This window comes from Flavimobilis soli (assembly GCF_002564025.1).
Lineage (GTDB): Bacteria > Actinomycetota > Actinomycetes > Actinomycetales > Cellulomonadaceae > Flavimobilis > Flavimobilis soli.
Genome location: NZ_PDJH01000001.1, coordinates 1,208,505 through 1,224,227, shown reverse-complemented (window position 1 = coordinate 1,224,227; position 15,723 = coordinate 1,208,505). Strand labels below are relative to the sequence as shown.

Below are 15,723 nucleotides of genomic sequence, written 5' to 3'. Positions count from 1 at the left end.
TGGCCTTCCGACGGGCGTCAGTGCAGGGTCGCGGCGACGACCATGAGCACCGGCAGCGCACCGAGCGTCGTCACCGCGATCGTGTCGCGCGCGAGCACCTCGGCGGCGTCGTAGCGCTGCGCGTAGTTGAAGACGTTCTGCGCCGTCGGCAGAGCCGCGAGCGTCACGACGACGAACAGGTCGTGGCCGTGCAGGCCCAGGACGGTCCCGACGAGCAGGGCGAGCGCGGGCATGACGAGCAGCTTGATCGACGACGCGAGGATCGCGTCGCGGCGCTGCGCCCCCGGCTCGAGGATCCGCTGGCCCGCGAGGGAGATGCCGAAGGCGATGAGCATGAGCGGCACCGCGCCGCCCCCGACGATCCGGAACGGCTCGACCGCGGCGTCGGGCAGGTCGACGCCGAGCACCGACAGGGCGAGGCCCGCCGCCGACGCGATGATGATCGGGTTGCGCACCGGCTGCGCGAGGACGCGCCGCAGCGTCACGACGCCGGACGTCGACGCGTCGAGCAGCGTGAGCGCGACAGGGGAGAACACGAGGAGCTGGACCAGGATCACCGGGGCCATGAGCGTCGCGTCGCCGAGGACGTACCCGGCGACCGGGAGGCCGATGTTGTTCGCGTTGACGTAGCCCGCGCCGAGGGCACCCACGACCGTGTCCGCGACCCGCCTCCTCCAGACGAGCCGCGCGACGAGCGAGTACAGCCCGAACGCGCCGAGCGCGGCCGCGACCGACGCTCCGACGAGCGGGGACACGAGGTCCGCGACGTCGGCCTCGAGCATGATCGTGAACAGCAGCGACGGCGCGAGCACGAAGAACGTGAGGCGCGCGATGACCGGCCGGGCAGCAGGCCCGAGGAGGCCGATCCGGCCGACGACGAAGCCGACGAGGATCACGACGGCGATGATCGTGAAGCCCTGCAGCATGTCGGTCACACCTGCCATTCTCCCGGGTCCCGCGCGGCCCGGCGACCGCGTCCACGGCGGACGCCCGCGACCGGGCGTCAGCGGGTCCACGTAGGGTGGCTCGGTGATCATCGCCACCCACAACGGGAAGTTCCACGCCGACGACGTGTTCGGCGTCGCCCTCCTCACGCAGCTCTACCCCGACGCGCAGGTCGTGCGCTCGCGCGACAAGGAGGTGCTCGACCAGGCCGACATCGTCCTGGACGTGGGCGGCACGTACGACGTCGAGGCGCGCCGCTTCGACCACCACCAGCTCACGTCGGGGGCGCGCCCGTCGGGCATCCTGTTCTCCGCGTTCGGGCTGCTGTGGCAGCACTACGGCCTCGAGTACTGCGGGGGCGACGAGCGCGTCTGGGGCAAGATCGACCGCCGTCTCGTCACGGCGATCGACGCGGTCGACAACGGCCAGGACCTCTACACGGTCTCGGACCTCGGCACGCCGCCCGTCGACGTGTCGACGGTCCTCGGGCTGTTCAACCCGATCGGCGAGGACGAGGACTTCGACTCGCAGTTCGAGGTGGCTGTGGGCTTCGCCACGCAGATCCTCACCCGGCTCAAGCGCTCGTACGAGGCCGGCTTCGCCGCCGAGGAGGAGTTCCTCGCGGCCTACCGCGCGTCGTCGGACAAGCGCGTCGTCGTGCTCGACCGCTTCATGCCGCACGGCAGCATCGCGACCGCGCAGCCCGAGCTGCTCTACACGGTGTTCCCCGGCGCGACGGGCGCCTGGACCGTGCAGACGGTGCGGCCCGTGGGCTCGGAGTTCGGCTCGCGCAAGCCGTTCCCGGACGCGTGGCGCGGGCTCGACGGCGAGGCGCTCGCCGAGGTCACAGGTGTCGAGGACGCGGTGTTCTGCCACAAGGCCGCGTTCATCTGCGCGGCGCAGAGCCGGGAGGGCGCCCTGCGCCTCGTCGAGCTCGCGCTCGCGGACTGAGGCCCTAGGACCGCCCCGGAGCCGCGGCATCTCGCCGATTTCGCTTCCTGCCGCAGAGCAGGTAGTGTTTTCCGCGCTGCCCCCGTAGCTCAGTGGTAGAGCGCAGTCTTGGTAAGACTGAGGTCATGGGTCCGATTCCCATCGGGGGCTCTGTTGGTGCTTTGTCATCGATCGTGGGATCATTGTCCGCGCGATCGATGCTCGGACCTTGTTCGGCGAGCATCAGCGTGGTGTCACACGACATCGTTCGAGGCGGGGTAGCTCAGCTGGTCAGAGCGCACGACTCATAATCGTGAGGTCGCGGGTTCGAGCCCCGCCTCCGCTACCAAGAACGACACCGCACGTCGGCCGGCGACGCGCGGACACAGGAGCAATTGCACCCCACCGGCGGGTGCGAGAGGTGGCAAGACCGTGGCTAGCAAGAGCACTGACGTTCGCCCCAAGATCACGCTCGCGTGCGTGGACTGCAAGGAGCGCAACTACATCACCAAGAAGAACCGTCGGAACGACCCCGACCGTCTCGAGCTCGCGAAGTTCTGCCCGCGCTGCGGCAAGAAGACCTCGCACCGCGAGACCCGCTGACCTTCGTCAGTCAGCCCGCTGCCAGCACTCGTGTCGATCAACGCGTCGTACGCCGGCCGTGAGTACGCTCCGAACGCGCCCTACCAGGTAGCGCGGGAGAAGATCCGCGAGTTCGCTGCAGCAACAGGCAACACCCACCCCGCGCACCTCGACATCGAGGCAGCGCGGGGTTTGGGCTATCCGGACCTCGTCGCCCCTGTCACCTTCGCGGTGATCATCGCGCAGCGCGCCGAGGCGCAGCTCATCGAGGACCCGGACGCCGGGATCGACTTCTCGCGCGTGGTCCACGCGGACGAGCGGTTCACCCACCACCGGCCGATCGTCGCCGGTGACGAGATCACCACGGTCCTGCACGTCGACGCCGTCGTCGAGCGTGCCGGCCTCGCGATGGTCACGACCCGCTGCGAGCTCTTCGGCGACGCCGCCCTGAGCGACCACGTCGCTACCGTCCGGTCGACCCTCGCCGTGAGGGGAGAAGACGCATGAGCGCCCGCCCGCAGCTCTCCGACCTCGAGGTCGGCCAGGAGATCGGCACCCGCACCGTCGACCTCGACCGCGCCACCCTCGTCCGCTACGCAGGAGCGAGCGGCGACTTCAACCCGATCCACTGGAACGACGTCGTCGCCCAGTCCGTCGGCCTCCCCGGCGTCATCGCGCACGGCATGCTGACCATGGGCTCCGTCGTCGCCCTCGTGACCGACTGGGCACAGGACCCGGGCGCCGTCGTCGACTACCAGACGCGCTTCTCCCGCCCCGTCACCGTGCCGAACCCCGGCACGAGCACCGTCGAGGTGAGCGGCGTCGTCGGCGCCCTCGACGCCGAGGCGGGCACCGCACGCATCGACCTCACCGTCACCTTCGAGGGCGCGCGCGTCCTCGCCAAGTGCCAGGCGGTCGTCCGCCTGGCCTGACCCGGGCGATAAGGTGACCGCACCTGCGGTCCTACCGCGACGCGTGCACGAAGGAGTACCGGATGTCTCGACGCCCCACGCTGTCGGACGTCGCCCGTGAGGCCGGCGTCTCGGTGTCGACCGCGTCGCTCGCCTTCTCCGGGGCAGGTCCCATCGCCGAGCAGACGCGCGAACGGGTCCACGCCGCCGCCGCCGCGCTCGGCTACGCAGGCCCCAACGCACTCGGCCGCCAGCTCCGCTCAGGGCGGCACGGCGTCGTCGGTGTCGTCATCGGGGACAAGGTCAAGCGCAGCTTCCGCGACCCCGTGTCGATCCAGATGCTCGACGGCCTCGTCTCGACGCTGAGCGAGCTGCGCCTCGGCGTCATGCTCATCCCCGGCATGGAGGTCGACGAGACGGGCGCGATGAAGGTCGACCCGCTCCTCGAGACGAGCGGCATGGACGTCGCCGTCCTCATCTGGGGTGCGCACGTCGACGATCCGCGCCTCGACGTCCTGCGCCGCCGCTCCATCCCGGTCGTGATCGGGGAGGGCAACCCTTCGCCCGGTTGCTCGCTCGTCGCGATCGACGACCGGCGCGGCGTCGCCGAGCTCGCCGAGCACCTGTACTCGCTCGGTCACCGACGGGTCGCGAACGTCACGCTGCCGTTCCGGATGGGCCGCGAGGCCGGGTGGATCGAGAACCCGCGCGACGAGGACATCGACTGGACCCCGACGCGCAACCGCCTCGAGGCGCTCGAGGAGTCCCGGCTCGACGTCGTCGCGACGTACGAGACGCCCGCCTCGCTCGTCGAGAGCGGCGCCGACGCGGCGCGGCACATCCTCGACCCGGCGCGCTGGCCCGACCCGTCGCAGCGGCCGACGGCGATCGTCGCGCAGTCGGACCTCCTCGCCGCCGGCGTCGTGCTGGGCGCGCGGGAGGTGGGGCTGCGCGTCCCGGAGGACGTGTCTGTCGCGGGTTTCGACGGGGTGGACCTGCCCTGGCTCGGGAGCGACCGTCTGACGACGGTGGTGCAGCCGCTCGAGGCGAAGGGGGAGGCGCTCGGCCGTGCGGTCGACGCCCTGATCCAGGGGCGTGGAGCCACCGAGGTGGTGCTCCCTGTCGAGCTGCGCGTGGGGACGACGACGGCCCCTCCGCCTGCCGTGTGACGAAGGTCGCCCGGACTACCTCCGCTTGGCGAAGAATTTACGCCGATCTGCATTGACGCGGTTCCCTCTGCACGAGGAGACTTGACGTGTCCTCGAAACGATTCGACGCTGTTCGGGGGCGGACCCCACGACCCGAGAGCCTGAGCATGAGCACGCCCACGCCCGCAGCCCACGCTGCCGCCCTCCCCGCACGCACCGTCGCGACAGCGCGCTGGTGCCTGATGAGCCTCTTCGCGCTCCTCGGCATCATGATGTCGAGCTGGTTGTCCCGCCTGCCGTCGATCCGCAAGAGCCTCGACATCGCCGAGTCCGAGCTCGGCGTCGTGCTGCTCGTCGGTGCGGTCGGCTCGCTCCTCATGGTCACCGCGGCAGGGCCGATCCTCCAGCGCTTCGGCTCGCGCCGCACGATGGCGGTCGCGACCGGCGGCTTCGTCACCGCGATGACCCTGCTCGCGCTCGGCGTCGCCATCTCGTCGCTCCCGCTCGTGTGCGTGGGCATCTTCCTCAACGGCATGTCGTTCGCGCTCAACAACGTGCCGTTCAACGTCGAGTCCGCGCAGATCGAGCGTGCCGTCGGGCGCACGATCATCCCGCAGTTCCACGCCTGCTTCTCGATCGGTGCGCTGCTCGGCACCCTCCTCGGGGCCGCGGCCTCCTGGGGAGGCGTCTCCGTCCCCGTCCAGTTCGGCGTCTCGGCGGGCATCCTTCTGGTCTGGCGCGTCCTCGCGGTCCCGCACGTCACGCTCGTCGCGCACGCCCCGGCACGCCCCGAACCGACCGACGACGACGTCGAGTTCCTCCGTCCCCGGCGTCGCCTCGGCGCGTCGCTCGCCGGGTGGCGCGAGAAGCGCACGCTCCTCCTCGGACTCGTCATCATGGCCGCCTCCCTCTCCGAGGGCGCGGCGAACGACTGGCTGTCGATCTCCGTCGTCGACGACTTCGGTCGCACCGAGGCCACCGGCGCGATCGTGTTCGGCGTCTTCGTCGGGTCCATGACGATCGTGCGGCTCAGCGGCACCGGCCTCATCGACCGCCACGGTCGCGTGCCCGTCCTCCGCATCTCGGGCGTGACGTCGATCGTGGGCCTCGCCCTCTTCGGGCTCGCGCCGACGTTCCTCCTCGCCGTCGTCGGGGTGGCCCTGTGGGGCGCGGGTGCTGCGCTCGCGTACCCCATCGGTATCGCCGCCGCCTCGGACGACCCGCTCAAGGCGCCGTCGCGCGTGTCGGTCGTGTCCGCGTTCGCGTCGACCGCCTCGATCGCCGCACCGCCGCTGCTCGGCTTCGCGGCCGAGCACCTGACGACGCGGTACGCGCTCACGCTCATCGTCGCCGGGCTCGTGGTCTCCGTGCTGCTCTCCGGACAGGCACGGCGCCAGGAGGTGCCGACGCCGCTGGCGCCGCTGCCCGGCGACGACGCCGGGGACGAGCGCGGGGCGGACGACGCCGCCCGCGACCCGCGCGTCGCGGAGCGCGAGGCGAGCGAGAGTGCCGGCACCGCCACGGTGCGCGACACGGAAGGTGCGCTCCTGTGACCTCCTCCGAGCTGTCGGCAGGCGCACCCGACGCCGCGCGCCGGGCGACCGTCGCCGCCTGGGCCGTCTTCGCGATCTTCGTGCTCAACGGCTTCAACTTCGCGTCGTGGGCGTCGCGTCTCGTCGGCGTGCGCAACTCTCTCGGTCTCAAGGAGACCGAGATGGGCATGCTCCTGCTGTTCGTGGCGTTCGGTTCGATCATCGCCCTGCCGTTGTCCGGCTGGATCATGGAGCGGCTCGGCGCGCGCCGCACGATCGTCGTGTTCGCGGCCGTCAACGTCGTCGGCTACGGGATCGCCGCCTGGGCGATCGCGCAGGGCGACGTCGCCGTCCTGCGCGTGGCCCTCGTCCTCGTCGGCATCGGGACCGCGGTCTGGGACGCGGCGATGAACCTCGAGGGCGCGATCGTCGAGCAGGCGGTCGGGCGCACGATCATGCCGCGCCTCCACGCGGGCTTCTCGCTCGGCACGATCGTCGGTTCCGCGCTCGGCGCCCTCATGGCGCGCCTCGGCGTCTCCGTCTCGTGGCACCTGCCGTTCGCCGTCGTGCTGAGCCTCGTCCTCGTCCTCGTCGCGGTGCGCGCGCTCCTCCCCGCTGCCGGGAGCGAGCTCGACGAGCACACGCCAGCCGACGAGGGCGAGACGCCCGTCGCCGAGGAGCGCACGAGCGTCTTCGCAGCCTGGCTCGAGCCGCGCACGATCCTCGTCGGGCTCATCGTGCTGGCCGCCGCGCTCACCGAGGGCTCCGCGAACGACTGGGTCGGGCTCGCGGTCGCCGACGGCTTCGCCAAGGACGAGGCGACGGGCGCGACGGCGCTCACCGTGTTCCTCGTCGCGATGACCGGGATGCGCCTGCTCGGCACGAACCTGCTCGACGGTCTCGGCCGCGTCACCGTGCTGCGGCTTCTCGGTGGCCTCGCGTTCGCGGGCCTCGCGCTGTTCGCCTTCGCCCCGTGGCTGTGGCTCGCGATCGTCGGCGTCGTCCTGTGGGGATTCGGCGCCGCGCTCGGGTTCCCCGTGGGCATGAGCGCCGCCGCGGACGACCCGCGCCGGGCCGCCGCCCGCGTGAGCGTCGTCTCGACGATCGGCTACACCGCGTTCTTCATGGGGCCGCCGCTGATCGGCCTGCTCGCCGAGCACCTCGGCTACCGCCACGCGCTCGCGACGATCCTCGTGCCGGTCGCGCTCGGCCTGCTCATCGCGGGCGCCGCCAAGCCGCTCGAACGGCAGCCGCGCGATACCGTGGACGGATGACCGCTCCGCTCGACGCCCCGAACCCTGCCGCTGCGACGACTCCCGTCGCGGATGCGTCCCCGCGCCTCGCCGACCTCACGACGCTGCGCGTCGGCGGCCCCGCGCGCACGCTCGTGCGGGCGACGACGGAGGCCGAGCTGATCGACGCCGTCCGTGGCGCCGACGCGGACGGCCTGCCTGTGCTGGTCCTCGGTGGGGGCTCGAACCTGCTCGTCGCGGACGAGGGCTTCGACGGCGTCGTCGTCCAGGACACGCGCTCGGGCGTGACGATCGACATGGTCGACTCGTGCGGCGGCGGCAGCTTCCGCGTGCCTGCGGGGCACTCGTGGGACGCCCTCGTCGAGCAGGCTGTCGTGGAGCGCTTCGTCGGGCTCGAGGCGCTCTCGGGCATCCCGGGCACGGTCGGTGCCGCGCCCGTCCAGAACATCGGCGCGTACGGCCAGGAGGTCGCGGGCGCGATCTCGACCGTGCGCGTCTACGACCGCGTGCTCGGCCGCGCGCGCCTGCTCGCCGTCGGCGAGCTCGGCCTCGGCTACCGCACGTCCCTGCTCAAGCGCTCGATGCACCAGGCCGACGACGACGGTCGCGTATGGACGCCGTCGCCCCGCTACATCGTCCTCGAGGTCGCGTTCCAGACGCGCCTCGGCACGCTCTCGCCCGAGGTCGCGTACCCCGAGCTCGCGCGCCGCCTCGGCGTCGAGGTCGGCACCCGCGCCGAGACCAAGGACGTGCGCGCGGCGGTGCTCGAGCTGCGCGCCGGCAAGGGCATGCTCGCCGGCCCGGCGAGCGACCACGACACGTGGAGCGCCGGATCGTTCTTCATGAACCCGGTCGTGCCTGCCGCCGAGGCCGCGAGGCTGCCCGAGGGCGCGCCGCGCTTCGAGGTGCGCAGCTCGTTGCCCGAGGTCACGACTGGCCCCGCGCTCGGCGCGGTCGACGCGTCTCTCGTCAAGACGAGCGCGGCGTGGCTCATCGAGCGCGCCGGCTTCGGCAAGGGCTTCGGCGTCCACGGGGAGGGCAGCCGCGCGCGCCTGTCGACCAAGCACACGCTCGCGCTCACGAACCGCGGCGAGGCGACGGCGGCCGACGTCGTCGAGCTCGCGCGCGCGGTGCGCGACGGCGTGCGCGAGGCGTTCGGCATCGAGCTCGTCCCCGAGCCGGTCCTGGTGGGCGTCACGCTGTGACGAGCAGCAGCACGGGCGGTGCCACGCCCCGGGGTGTTCCTGGGCGGTGGCGGGGTGAGTGAGTGGGTTGTTGACGCGCGCGGTGCCGGGGAGTCGGTGTCTACTGGAGACATGACGACGATCGCGACCTCTGCGCCGCGGCTCACGCGGGCGCAGCGGGCCGAGCAGGAGACGGCCGACATCGGCTGGCTCACGGGACCTGAAGGGCTGGCTGCGCTCGACGCCGTCGTTCGCTCCGCGGGCGCGACGCTCGTGTCGGCGGTCGTGCACGAGGTGCACCACCGTCCTGGAGCCGGGGTGACCGTCGGTTTCGACGCGCGCGTCGCGACCGAGGCGGACCCGCTCGAACGGGCCGAGTACATCCTCCTGACGACGGGCCAGGTCGAGGAACCGATCGCTCCCGGCAGCGGCATCGTGCGTCTGCAGAACGGCGAGCGCGTGCTGCACGCGTGGAAGCACCCGGCCGACCCTGCGCTGCCAGGCCTGCCGATCGCGTCGGACGTGACGCGCGCCGCGGCGCGCACCCGCCTCGACGAGGACCCGGGCACCGCCGTCCTCGAGCTCATCGGCTACCGGCCCATGCGCCGTGCGGTGCTGAGCCTGACGTCGCAGCGGCGTCGCGTCTTCCTCAAGGTCGTGCGCCCGGACCAGCTCGACGGGCTGCTCGCCCGCAACCGCTATGCCGAGCCGGCAGGTGCGCCGCCGGTGCTCGACGTGTGGGACGAGTCGGTCCTCGTGTTCCCGCAGGCACAGGGTGAGCCGCTCCCGGAGCTGCTCGCGCGTGACGGCGCGGCGAACGTCGATCCGCGCGACCTGCTCGCGTGCCTCGACGCGATCCACCCGGACGCCGTGACGCTCCCGCTGCGGCGGCCGTGGGCCGAGCGCTCGGCCCACTACGCCGATGCGGCGTGCAACGTGCTGCCGGACCAGGCCGAGCGTATCCGCAGCCTCGAGGCGCGGATCGCGTCGCTCATCGAGCGCTTCCCGCGCGGCCCCGTGGTCCCGACGCACGGGGACTTCCACGCTGCCAACATCCTCATGACGGGGGCGGCGGTGACGGCGCTCCTCGACGTGGACACGATCGGTCCCGGGCAGCGGGTCGACGACCTCGCGTGCCTCTTGGGCCACATGGCGGTGCTCCCGTGCCTGGCACCGGAGACGTACCCGCACGTGCCGACGACCCTGCGCCGGTGGATGTCGGTCTTCGACACGGCCGTCCACCCGGGTGCCCTGCGCGTGCGGGCGGCGGGCGTCGTCCTGTCGCTCCTCGCGAGCATGCCCGCGAACGACACGAGCGAGGCGGCCCGGACGGATGCTCTCGGACGTCTCGCCACAGCCGAGCAGCTGCTCGCCGAGGTACGCGACTAGGGCTGCGTGTTCGCCCTCGGCAACATGAGAGCAATCTCATGCGCTCTCAGGTCGCACATCCCGGCAGGTGCCGTAAGAATAGAAATGTCCGAAGAGATCGACGGCAGCGTTCCCTGTCGCGCCTCGGTCGAACGGACGCCTCGGCCATGGGCCGATGGATGAAGTAGCCCCCGGTTTCCCCTGGCCGGAGGGCTCTGAGGGCCCGTCGTTTCCCCCGGACGACGGGCCCTCCTCATGTCCGCACCAAGCGCTGTGCTGTCGTGCGAGGCGTGCGTGCCGAGCCGGCGGCGCGAGAAGATGAGAGGGATCTCATCCAGGCCTCCCGGTCTCCTCACACGAGACGTTCATGATCGATCCAGGAAGCCCCGGAAGGGGACGCGAAGCCGGCCGCGGCCGGAGAACGGAGCCAGTCATGAGCCAGCCCCGCGTGTGGATCGTCACGGGAGTCATCGGTGTTCTCGGTGGAGGCGCGTCGGTCGCTGCCGCAGCCGCGCAGGACGCTCCGGCCCGCGACGTGGCCCCCGCCGTCCAGGTCGCCGGAGCGAGCGCCGCCGCGCAGGACGTCGCGGCGGTCACGCGCGCCGCGAGGGACGTCGCCGACCGGGCGACGCTCGTCAACCCGGTCAGCACGACGACGACGGTCACGGTGATCACCCCGGGCACGGTCACGTCGCCGGTCTCGGTGGTCTCTGCCGCGTCCCCGCAGACGGTCGTCTCGCCCGTCACCACCCCGAGCCCGCGCACGACGCCGTCGCCCGTCTCGACGAAGTCGCCCGTGTCGCCCAAGACTGTGAACAGCCCGGTGTCGGTGAAGTCGCCGGTTTCCGTGAAGAGCCCGGTCTCGGCCAAGAGCCCGGTGTCGCCCAAGAGCCCGGTATCCGCCAAGAGTCCGGTCTCCGCGAAGTCGGCGCCGAGCGCACGCTCGGCGGACTGAGCACCAGCCCCGATGCCCAGGAGCGCCGCGACGGCGCTCCTGGGCATCGTCGTCCTCAGGGCGCCGGCGTCCCGGTGGCCGCGGGCGCGGCCGAGGCGCGAGAGCCTCAGGCGCCGAGCCGGTAGCCCATGCCCCGCACGGTCGTGACGACGGTCGCCCCGAGCTTCTGCCGCAGGTACCGCACGTAGACGTCGACGACGTTGGACCCCGGGTCGAAGTCGTAGCCCCACACGCGCGACAGCAGCTGCTCTCGGCTGAGCACCTGCTCGGGGTTGCGGAGGAACGTCTCCAGCAGCGTGAACTCGCGCGCCGAGAGATCGACCGAGACGCCGTCGAGCGACGCTCGTCGTGAGCGCAGGTCGAGGGACAGGCCGCCGTGCCGCAGCACCGTCGGCTCGGCGCCGCCGGCCTCGGTACGCAGCCGCAGGCGGATGCGCGCGAGCAGCTCGTCGAAGCCGAACGGCTTCGTCATGTAGTCGTCGGCGCCACCCTCGAGCCCGGCGACCGTGTCCGCAGCCGACCCGCGCGCCGTCAGGATGATGACCGGGACGGTGTTGCCGGTCCCGCGGATGCGGTCGAGCAGCGCGAAGCCGTCCTCGTCGGGCAGGCCCAGGTCGAGGACGACGAGGTCGAAGTGGCCGGACTGGGCGTGGTCGAAGCCCTCGGCGGCCGTCGAGACGGCGGTGCAGCTGAAGCCGGCCGCGGTGAGCCCCTTGACGACGAAGGACGCGATGCGTGCCTCGTCCTCAATGACGAGGATCGATGCCATCGTGGCCTCCTTCCGTCCGGGGACTCTCATTGTCGCGCTCGTCGACCTCGTCGCGCCCGCCGGCTGCGGGACGGCGAGCCGCAGGACCGGGGGCGGTGATCGTGAACGTCGCTCCGTGCCCGGGCTGCGAGCGGACGGTGACCGAGCCGCCGTGCGCGGCGGCGATCGCCGAGACGATCGACAGGCCGATCCCGGACCCCTCGCTGTCGTCGCGCGCGGCCCCCCGGTGGAAGCGGTCGAAGATCCGCGGCTGCTCCTCGAGGGCGATGCCCTCGCCCTCGTCGCGCACCCAGATGCGCCACGTGCCGTCCGGGTCTGTCTCGGAGCCGATCGCGACGACGGCCCCGTCGGGTGAGTGCCGCACCGCGTTGGCGACGAGCTGGACGACCGCCTGCGTGATGCGCTGCTCGTCGAGGTCGGCGACGCCGTCGGCGCGCGCGTCGACGAGCCAGCGGCGCTCCGCGAGCGGGCGCAGGGTGTCCAGGAGGTCGTCGGTGAGGCGCCCGACGTCGGTCGGGGTCGGTCGCACGAAGTCGGGGCGGTCGATCCGGGCGAGCGTCATGAGGTCGTCGACGAGGCGGCTCATGCGCGCGAGCTCCGAGAGCGCGACCTCGCGGGTCGCGGCGGCGTCCTGCGGGTCGGCTGCGTCCATGAGCTCGAGGTGCCCCCGGACGATCGTCAGCGGCGTGCGCAGCTCGTGCCCGACGTCCTCCAGCAGCGTGCGCTGCGAACGGAACACGCCCTCGAGCCGGTCGAGCATCGCGTTGACGGTCGCCGTGAGGCGGGCGAGGTCGTCCTCGCCGGTGACAGGGATGCGCAGCGTCAGGTCGGACTCGGAGATCCGGCGCGCGGTCTCGTCGAGCCGCCGGATCGGCGCGAGGAGCCGACCCGCGACGAACCAGCCGATCGCGCCGACGGCGACGAGCGCGACGACGCTCATGAGGGCGAGCGTGGAGAACACCTGGGTCGAGCGCGAGCGCTCCTCGTCGCGGTCGTACGCGACGACGAGCGCGCCGTGCGTCGCAGCGACGCTCTCGGCGGGCACGCCGGCGGGCGGCACGACGTGCACGGGCACGACGACGTAGCGGTAGGTGCGCTGCTCCGTGCGGGTCGTGCGCAGCGAGGCGGACGGGGCGGTCGTCGCGCCGGCGAGGGCGGCGACGAGCTGGGGGTCGTCCTCGAGGCGCAGCGCGACGGAGCGCGGCGCGGTCAGCGCGACCTTGTCGCCGACGAGTCCGACCATGCCCTCGTTGGGGCCGGGGACCGTCAGACGCATGGACGCGTAGACGAGGTCGCGCGCGGACCCGAACGGGCGCCCGGTGCTCGGGTCGGTCCCGGACTCGGCGAGGGTCGTGAACGCCTCGAGCCGCAGGAGGAGGTCGCCGTCCATGCGGTCGTCCGCGGCGCGGGTCTGGAGGGCGAGGGCGGTCGAGGCGGCGAGGAGCATGCCGACGGCGCTGAGCGTGAGCACGGTGACGAGGACGCGCGTGCGCACGGACGTGCGGTCGATCGCGGTCCGCAGGCGTGCCCACGGTCCGCGGCGGCGTGCGGCGTCGTCGCCCGTGGGGGTCATGGCGCGTCGTCGCCGGCTGGCGCCGACGGCGGGGGAGCGGCGAGCCACTCGTCGATCCCTGCGAGCAGCCGGGCGACCGTTGCGTCGCTCGCGCGCGAGGCGCGCACGGACGCGCGGGCGAGGTCGGCGAGGGCGGCGTCGTCGAGGCCGTGCTCGCGGCGGGCGACCTCGTACTGCGCGGTCAGGCGGCTGCCGAACAGGAGCGGGTCGTCGGCGCCGAGCGCGACCTGGGCGCCGGCGTCCAGGAGCGTGGTCAGCGGCACGTCGGCTGCCTTCTCGTAGACGCCGAGCGACACGTTCGACGACGGGCACACCTCGAGCGCCACGTCGGCGCGCACGATCGTCTCGAGCAGGCGCGGGTCCTCGGCGGCTCTCACCCCGTGCCCGAGGCGGCGGGGCCCGAGCTCGGCGAGAACCACCTCGAGATGGTCGGGGCCGAGGAGCTCGCCGCCGTGCGGCACGCTCGCGAGGCCCCCGCGAGCGGCGATGCGGAACGCGTGCGCGAACTCGTCCGTGCGGCCGCGGCGCTCGTCGTTCGAGAGACCGAAGCCGACGACCTCGCCTGGTCCCGTGCCCGCGTACCGCACGGCGAGCCGGGCGAGCGTGCGAGCCTCGAGGGGGTGCCGCATCCGCGACGCCGCCACGATCACGGCGACCTCGGTGCCCGTGGCGGCGGACGCCGCGCGCGCCTCGTCGAGCACGATCTCGAGCGCGGGCGTGATGCCGCCGACGTGAGGGGCGTACGACGTCGGGTCGACCTGGATCTCGAGCCGGCCCGAGCCCTCGGCCGCGTCGTCCTCGGCGGCCTCCCGGACGATGCGCCGCATGTCGGCCTCGGTGCGGACGCACGCGCGGGCCGCGTCGTACAGGCGCTGGAAGCGGAACCAGCCGCGCTCGGTCGCGGCGACCTGGAGCGGGGTGCCGCTCAGGAGGGCGGCGGGGAGACGGATCCCGTGGCGCTGCGCCAGGTCGACGAGCGTCGTCGGACGCATGGACCCGGTGAAGTGCAGGTGGAGGTGCGCCTTCGGCAAGGTCGCGAGGTCTCGCATCAGCCCAGTGTCGCAGAGCACACCTCTGTGCGGGGGGGCAGCCCGGTTTGGGTGTCGTGGTGCGCAGCGGGTACAGTGTCCTGTCGGTGGTTGATATCCACTCTGATGGTCCGCGCCCGCAGACCGCTCGGAGACGGGGTCGATCCCGAAGGGTAGTGGCGCAATTGGTAGCGCAGCGGTCTCCAAAACCGCAGGTTGCAGGTTCGAGTCCTGTCTACCCTGCGCGAGGTGCTCGGATCACGAGCCGCCTGGCAGGTCGAGTAGTTCGGAGGGGTCGATCGATCCCCCGTAGGTGCAGGCAGTGACGAGGCCGGCGACGTAGGGACGTGAACGTGAGCGAATCTGCCCCTGAGGCGACGAGCGCCGATGCTGCGCGGGTGAGCGGCGCTAAGTCGGGCAAGGGCTCGGCGAAGAAGAAGTCGTTCTTCGCGCGCGTCGCGCTGTTCGTCCGCCAGGTCGTCGCCGAGCTCAAGAAGGTCACCACGCCCACGCGCTCGGAGCTGCTCCAGTACACGGGCGTCGTCCTCGTCTTCCTCGTCGTCGTGATGGCCTTCATCACCGTCGTCGACATGGGCGTCGGCAAGTTCATGCTCTGGCTGTTCGGCGCCTGACCGAGCCGAACACCACGGCGCGTCCCGCGAGGTGAGCGCCCCGGCGCTCACGTCACCATCGTTCGTCAGTAGTCAGCAGAAAGCAGGTCCCCACGTGTCCCAGGAATCGCTGGAGCCGGCGGAGGAGTTCGTCGCGCCCGCAGCCGAGGCCGACGAGAACGACACGGCTGTCGAGGCTGAGGTCTCGGCCACCGAGGGCGAGGACGTCGCTGCTGACCAGGACGCTGCGCCCGAGGCTGACGAGGACGCCGAGGTCGACCCGGTCGAGGAGTTCAAGGCCGAGCTGCGTCGCCTCCCCGGCGACTGGTACGTCATCCACTCCTACGCGGGCTACGAGAACCGCGTGAAGGTCAACCTCGAGAACCGCACCCAGTCCCTCAACATGGAGGACTACATCTTCCAGGTCGAGGTGCCCATGGAGGAGGTGACGGAGATCAAGAACGCGCAGAAGAAGGTCGTCCGTCGCGTCCGCATCCCCGGGTACGTCCTCGTGCGCATGGACCTCACCGACGAGTCGTGGGGCGCGGTGCGCCACACGCCCGGCGTGACCGGCTTCGTGGGGCACACCCACCAGCCCGTCCCGCTGACCTTCGACGAGGTCTTCTCGATGCTCGCTCCGTCGCTCGCGCCGAAGCCCGAGGTCGCCAAGACCTCGAAGCCGGCCGCAGGCGCGATCGTCGTCGACTTCACCGTGGGCGAGTCCGTGACCGTGACCGACGGTCCGTTCGAGACGCTGCCCGCCACGATTTCCGAGATCAACGCCGAGGCCCAGAAGCTCAAGGTGCTGGTCTCGATCTTCGGCCGGGAGACTCCGGTCGAGCTCTCGTTCAACCAGGTCGCCAAGATCTGAGTCGAACCCACCGGCGCCGTCGCACGGGCGGTGCCGAACCTGCAGTCATCACAAGAAGGACCC

Annotated in this window: 16 protein-coding genes and 3 tRNA genes; 15 read left to right on the top strand and 4 right to left on the bottom strand. The window is 72.1% G+C overall.

The features are described 5' to 3' along the window. Window positions 1–17: 17 nt before the first annotated feature. Window positions 18–926, bottom strand: a complete 909-nt coding sequence (locus ATL41_RS05635) for an AEC family transporter (protein WP_342744447.1) — start codon at window positions 924–926, stop codon at window positions 18–20. Window positions 927–1,029: 103 nt separating this feature from the next. Here ATL41_RS05635 and ATL41_RS05630 point away from each other — a divergent pair, with 103 nt between their 5' ends. From ATL41_RS05630 to ATL41_RS05575, 12 genes are all read left to right on the top strand, one after another. Then, window positions 1,030–1,896 (top strand): MYG1 family protein, encoded by an 867-nt coding sequence (locus tag ATL41_RS05630; protein ID WP_098457603.1) that lies wholly within the window; start codon window positions 1,030–1,032, stop codon window positions 1,894–1,896. A gap of 78 nt (window positions 1,897–1,974) precedes the next feature. Further along, window positions 1,975–2,046, top strand: a tRNA-Thr gene (locus tag ATL41_RS05625). Window positions 2,047–2,147: 101 nt separating this feature from the next. Continuing rightward, window positions 2,148–2,224 (top strand) — tRNA-Met (locus ATL41_RS05620). Window positions 2,225–2,307: 83 nt separating this feature from the next. After that, on the top strand, window positions 2,308–2,478 hold the full coding sequence (gene rpmG, locus ATL41_RS05615) for a 50S ribosomal protein L33 (RefSeq protein WP_098457602.1): 171 nt from the start codon (window positions 2,308–2,310) through the stop codon (window positions 2,476–2,478). A 30-nt stretch (window positions 2,479–2,508) separates the two neighbouring features. Continuing rightward, window positions 2,509–2,964: an FAS1-like dehydratase domain-containing protein gene (locus ATL41_RS05610; protein WP_098457601.1), complete on the top strand. Its 456-nt coding sequence runs from the start codon at window positions 2,509–2,511 to the stop codon at window positions 2,962–2,964. After that, a complete protein-coding gene (locus ATL41_RS05605; RefSeq protein WP_098457600.1) occupies window positions 2,961–3,389 on the top strand; it encodes a MaoC family dehydratase in 429 nt (142 codons plus the stop codon). Before ATL41_RS05610 ends, ATL41_RS05605 begins: the two co-directional genes overlap by 4 nt. A gap of 62 nt (window positions 3,390–3,451) precedes the next feature. Beyond that, window positions 3,452–4,537: a LacI family DNA-binding transcriptional regulator gene (locus tag ATL41_RS05600; protein WP_098457599.1), complete on the top strand. Its 1,086-nt coding sequence runs from the start codon at window positions 3,452–3,454 to the stop codon at window positions 4,535–4,537. Between the two features lie 146 nt (window positions 4,538–4,683). Further along, the gene (locus ATL41_RS05595; RefSeq protein WP_098457598.1) at window positions 4,684–6,069 is read left to right on the top strand and encodes an MFS transporter; all 1,386 of its coding nucleotides are present in this window, start codon (window positions 4,684–4,686) and stop codon (window positions 6,067–6,069) included. Beyond that, the gene (locus tag ATL41_RS05590) at window positions 6,066–7,322 is read left to right on the top strand and encodes an MFS transporter (protein WP_245854644.1); all 1,257 of its coding nucleotides are present in this window, start codon (window positions 6,066–6,068) and stop codon (window positions 7,320–7,322) included. The genes ATL41_RS05595 and ATL41_RS05590 overlap by 4 nt, the downstream gene beginning before the upstream one ends. After that, window positions 7,319–8,506, top strand: a complete 1,188-nt coding sequence (locus ATL41_RS05585; RefSeq protein ID WP_098457597.1) for a UDP-N-acetylmuramate dehydrogenase — start codon at window positions 7,319–7,321, stop codon at window positions 8,504–8,506. The genes ATL41_RS05590 and ATL41_RS05585 overlap by 4 nt, the downstream gene beginning before the upstream one ends. 111 nt (window positions 8,507–8,617) lie before the next feature. Next, window positions 8,618–9,874 carry a phosphotransferase gene (locus ATL41_RS05580; RefSeq protein ID WP_098457596.1) on the top strand — a complete coding sequence of 419 codons (1,257 nt, stop codon included), beginning with the start codon at window positions 8,618–8,620 and terminating at the stop codon, window positions 9,872–9,874. A 412-nt stretch (window positions 9,875–10,286) separates the two neighbouring features. Further along, window positions 10,287–10,808, top strand: a complete 522-nt coding sequence (locus tag ATL41_RS05575; RefSeq protein ID WP_098457595.1) for a hypothetical protein — start codon at window positions 10,287–10,289, stop codon at window positions 10,806–10,808. Between the two features lie 106 nt (window positions 10,809–10,914). On the opposite strand, the gene ATL41_RS05570 is transcribed toward ATL41_RS05575, so the two are convergent. From ATL41_RS05570 to ATL41_RS05560, 3 genes are read right to left on the bottom strand one after another with little or no spacing between them, the layout of a single operon-like run. Then, complete coding sequence (locus ATL41_RS05570) at window positions 10,915–11,577, bottom strand: response regulator transcription factor (protein WP_098457594.1); 663 nt, start codon at window positions 11,575–11,577, stop codon at window positions 10,915–10,917. Beyond that, the gene (locus ATL41_RS05565) at window positions 11,555–13,150 is read right to left on the bottom strand and encodes a sensor histidine kinase (RefSeq protein WP_098458943.1); all 1,596 of its coding nucleotides are present in this window, start codon (window positions 13,148–13,150) and stop codon (window positions 11,555–11,557) included. The genes ATL41_RS05570 and ATL41_RS05565 overlap by 23 nt, the downstream gene beginning before the upstream one ends. Then, window positions 13,147–14,199: an adenosine deaminase gene (locus ATL41_RS05560; protein WP_098458942.1), complete on the bottom strand. Its 1,053-nt coding sequence runs from the start codon at window positions 14,197–14,199 to the stop codon at window positions 13,147–13,149. Before ATL41_RS05560 ends, ATL41_RS05565 begins: the two co-directional genes overlap by 4 nt. Before the next feature lie 149 nt (window positions 14,200–14,348). Here ATL41_RS05560 and ATL41_RS05555 point away from each other — a divergent pair. The 3 genes from ATL41_RS05555 (at window position 14,349) to nusG (ending at window position 15,660) form a co-directional block, all read left to right on the top strand. Beyond that, window positions 14,349–14,421: transfer RNA gene (locus ATL41_RS05555), tRNA-Trp, on the top strand. A 110-nt stretch (window positions 14,422–14,531) separates the two neighbouring features. After that, a complete protein-coding gene (secE, locus tag ATL41_RS05550; protein WP_098458941.1) occupies window positions 14,532–14,810 on the top strand; it encodes a preprotein translocase subunit SecE in 279 nt (92 codons plus the stop codon). Between the two features lie 94 nt (window positions 14,811–14,904). Beyond that, on the top strand, window positions 14,905–15,660 hold the full coding sequence (nusG, locus tag ATL41_RS05545) for a transcription termination/antitermination protein NusG (protein WP_098457593.1): 756 nt from the start codon (window positions 14,905–14,907) through the stop codon (window positions 15,658–15,660). Window positions 15,661–15,723: the final 63 nt, after the last annotated feature.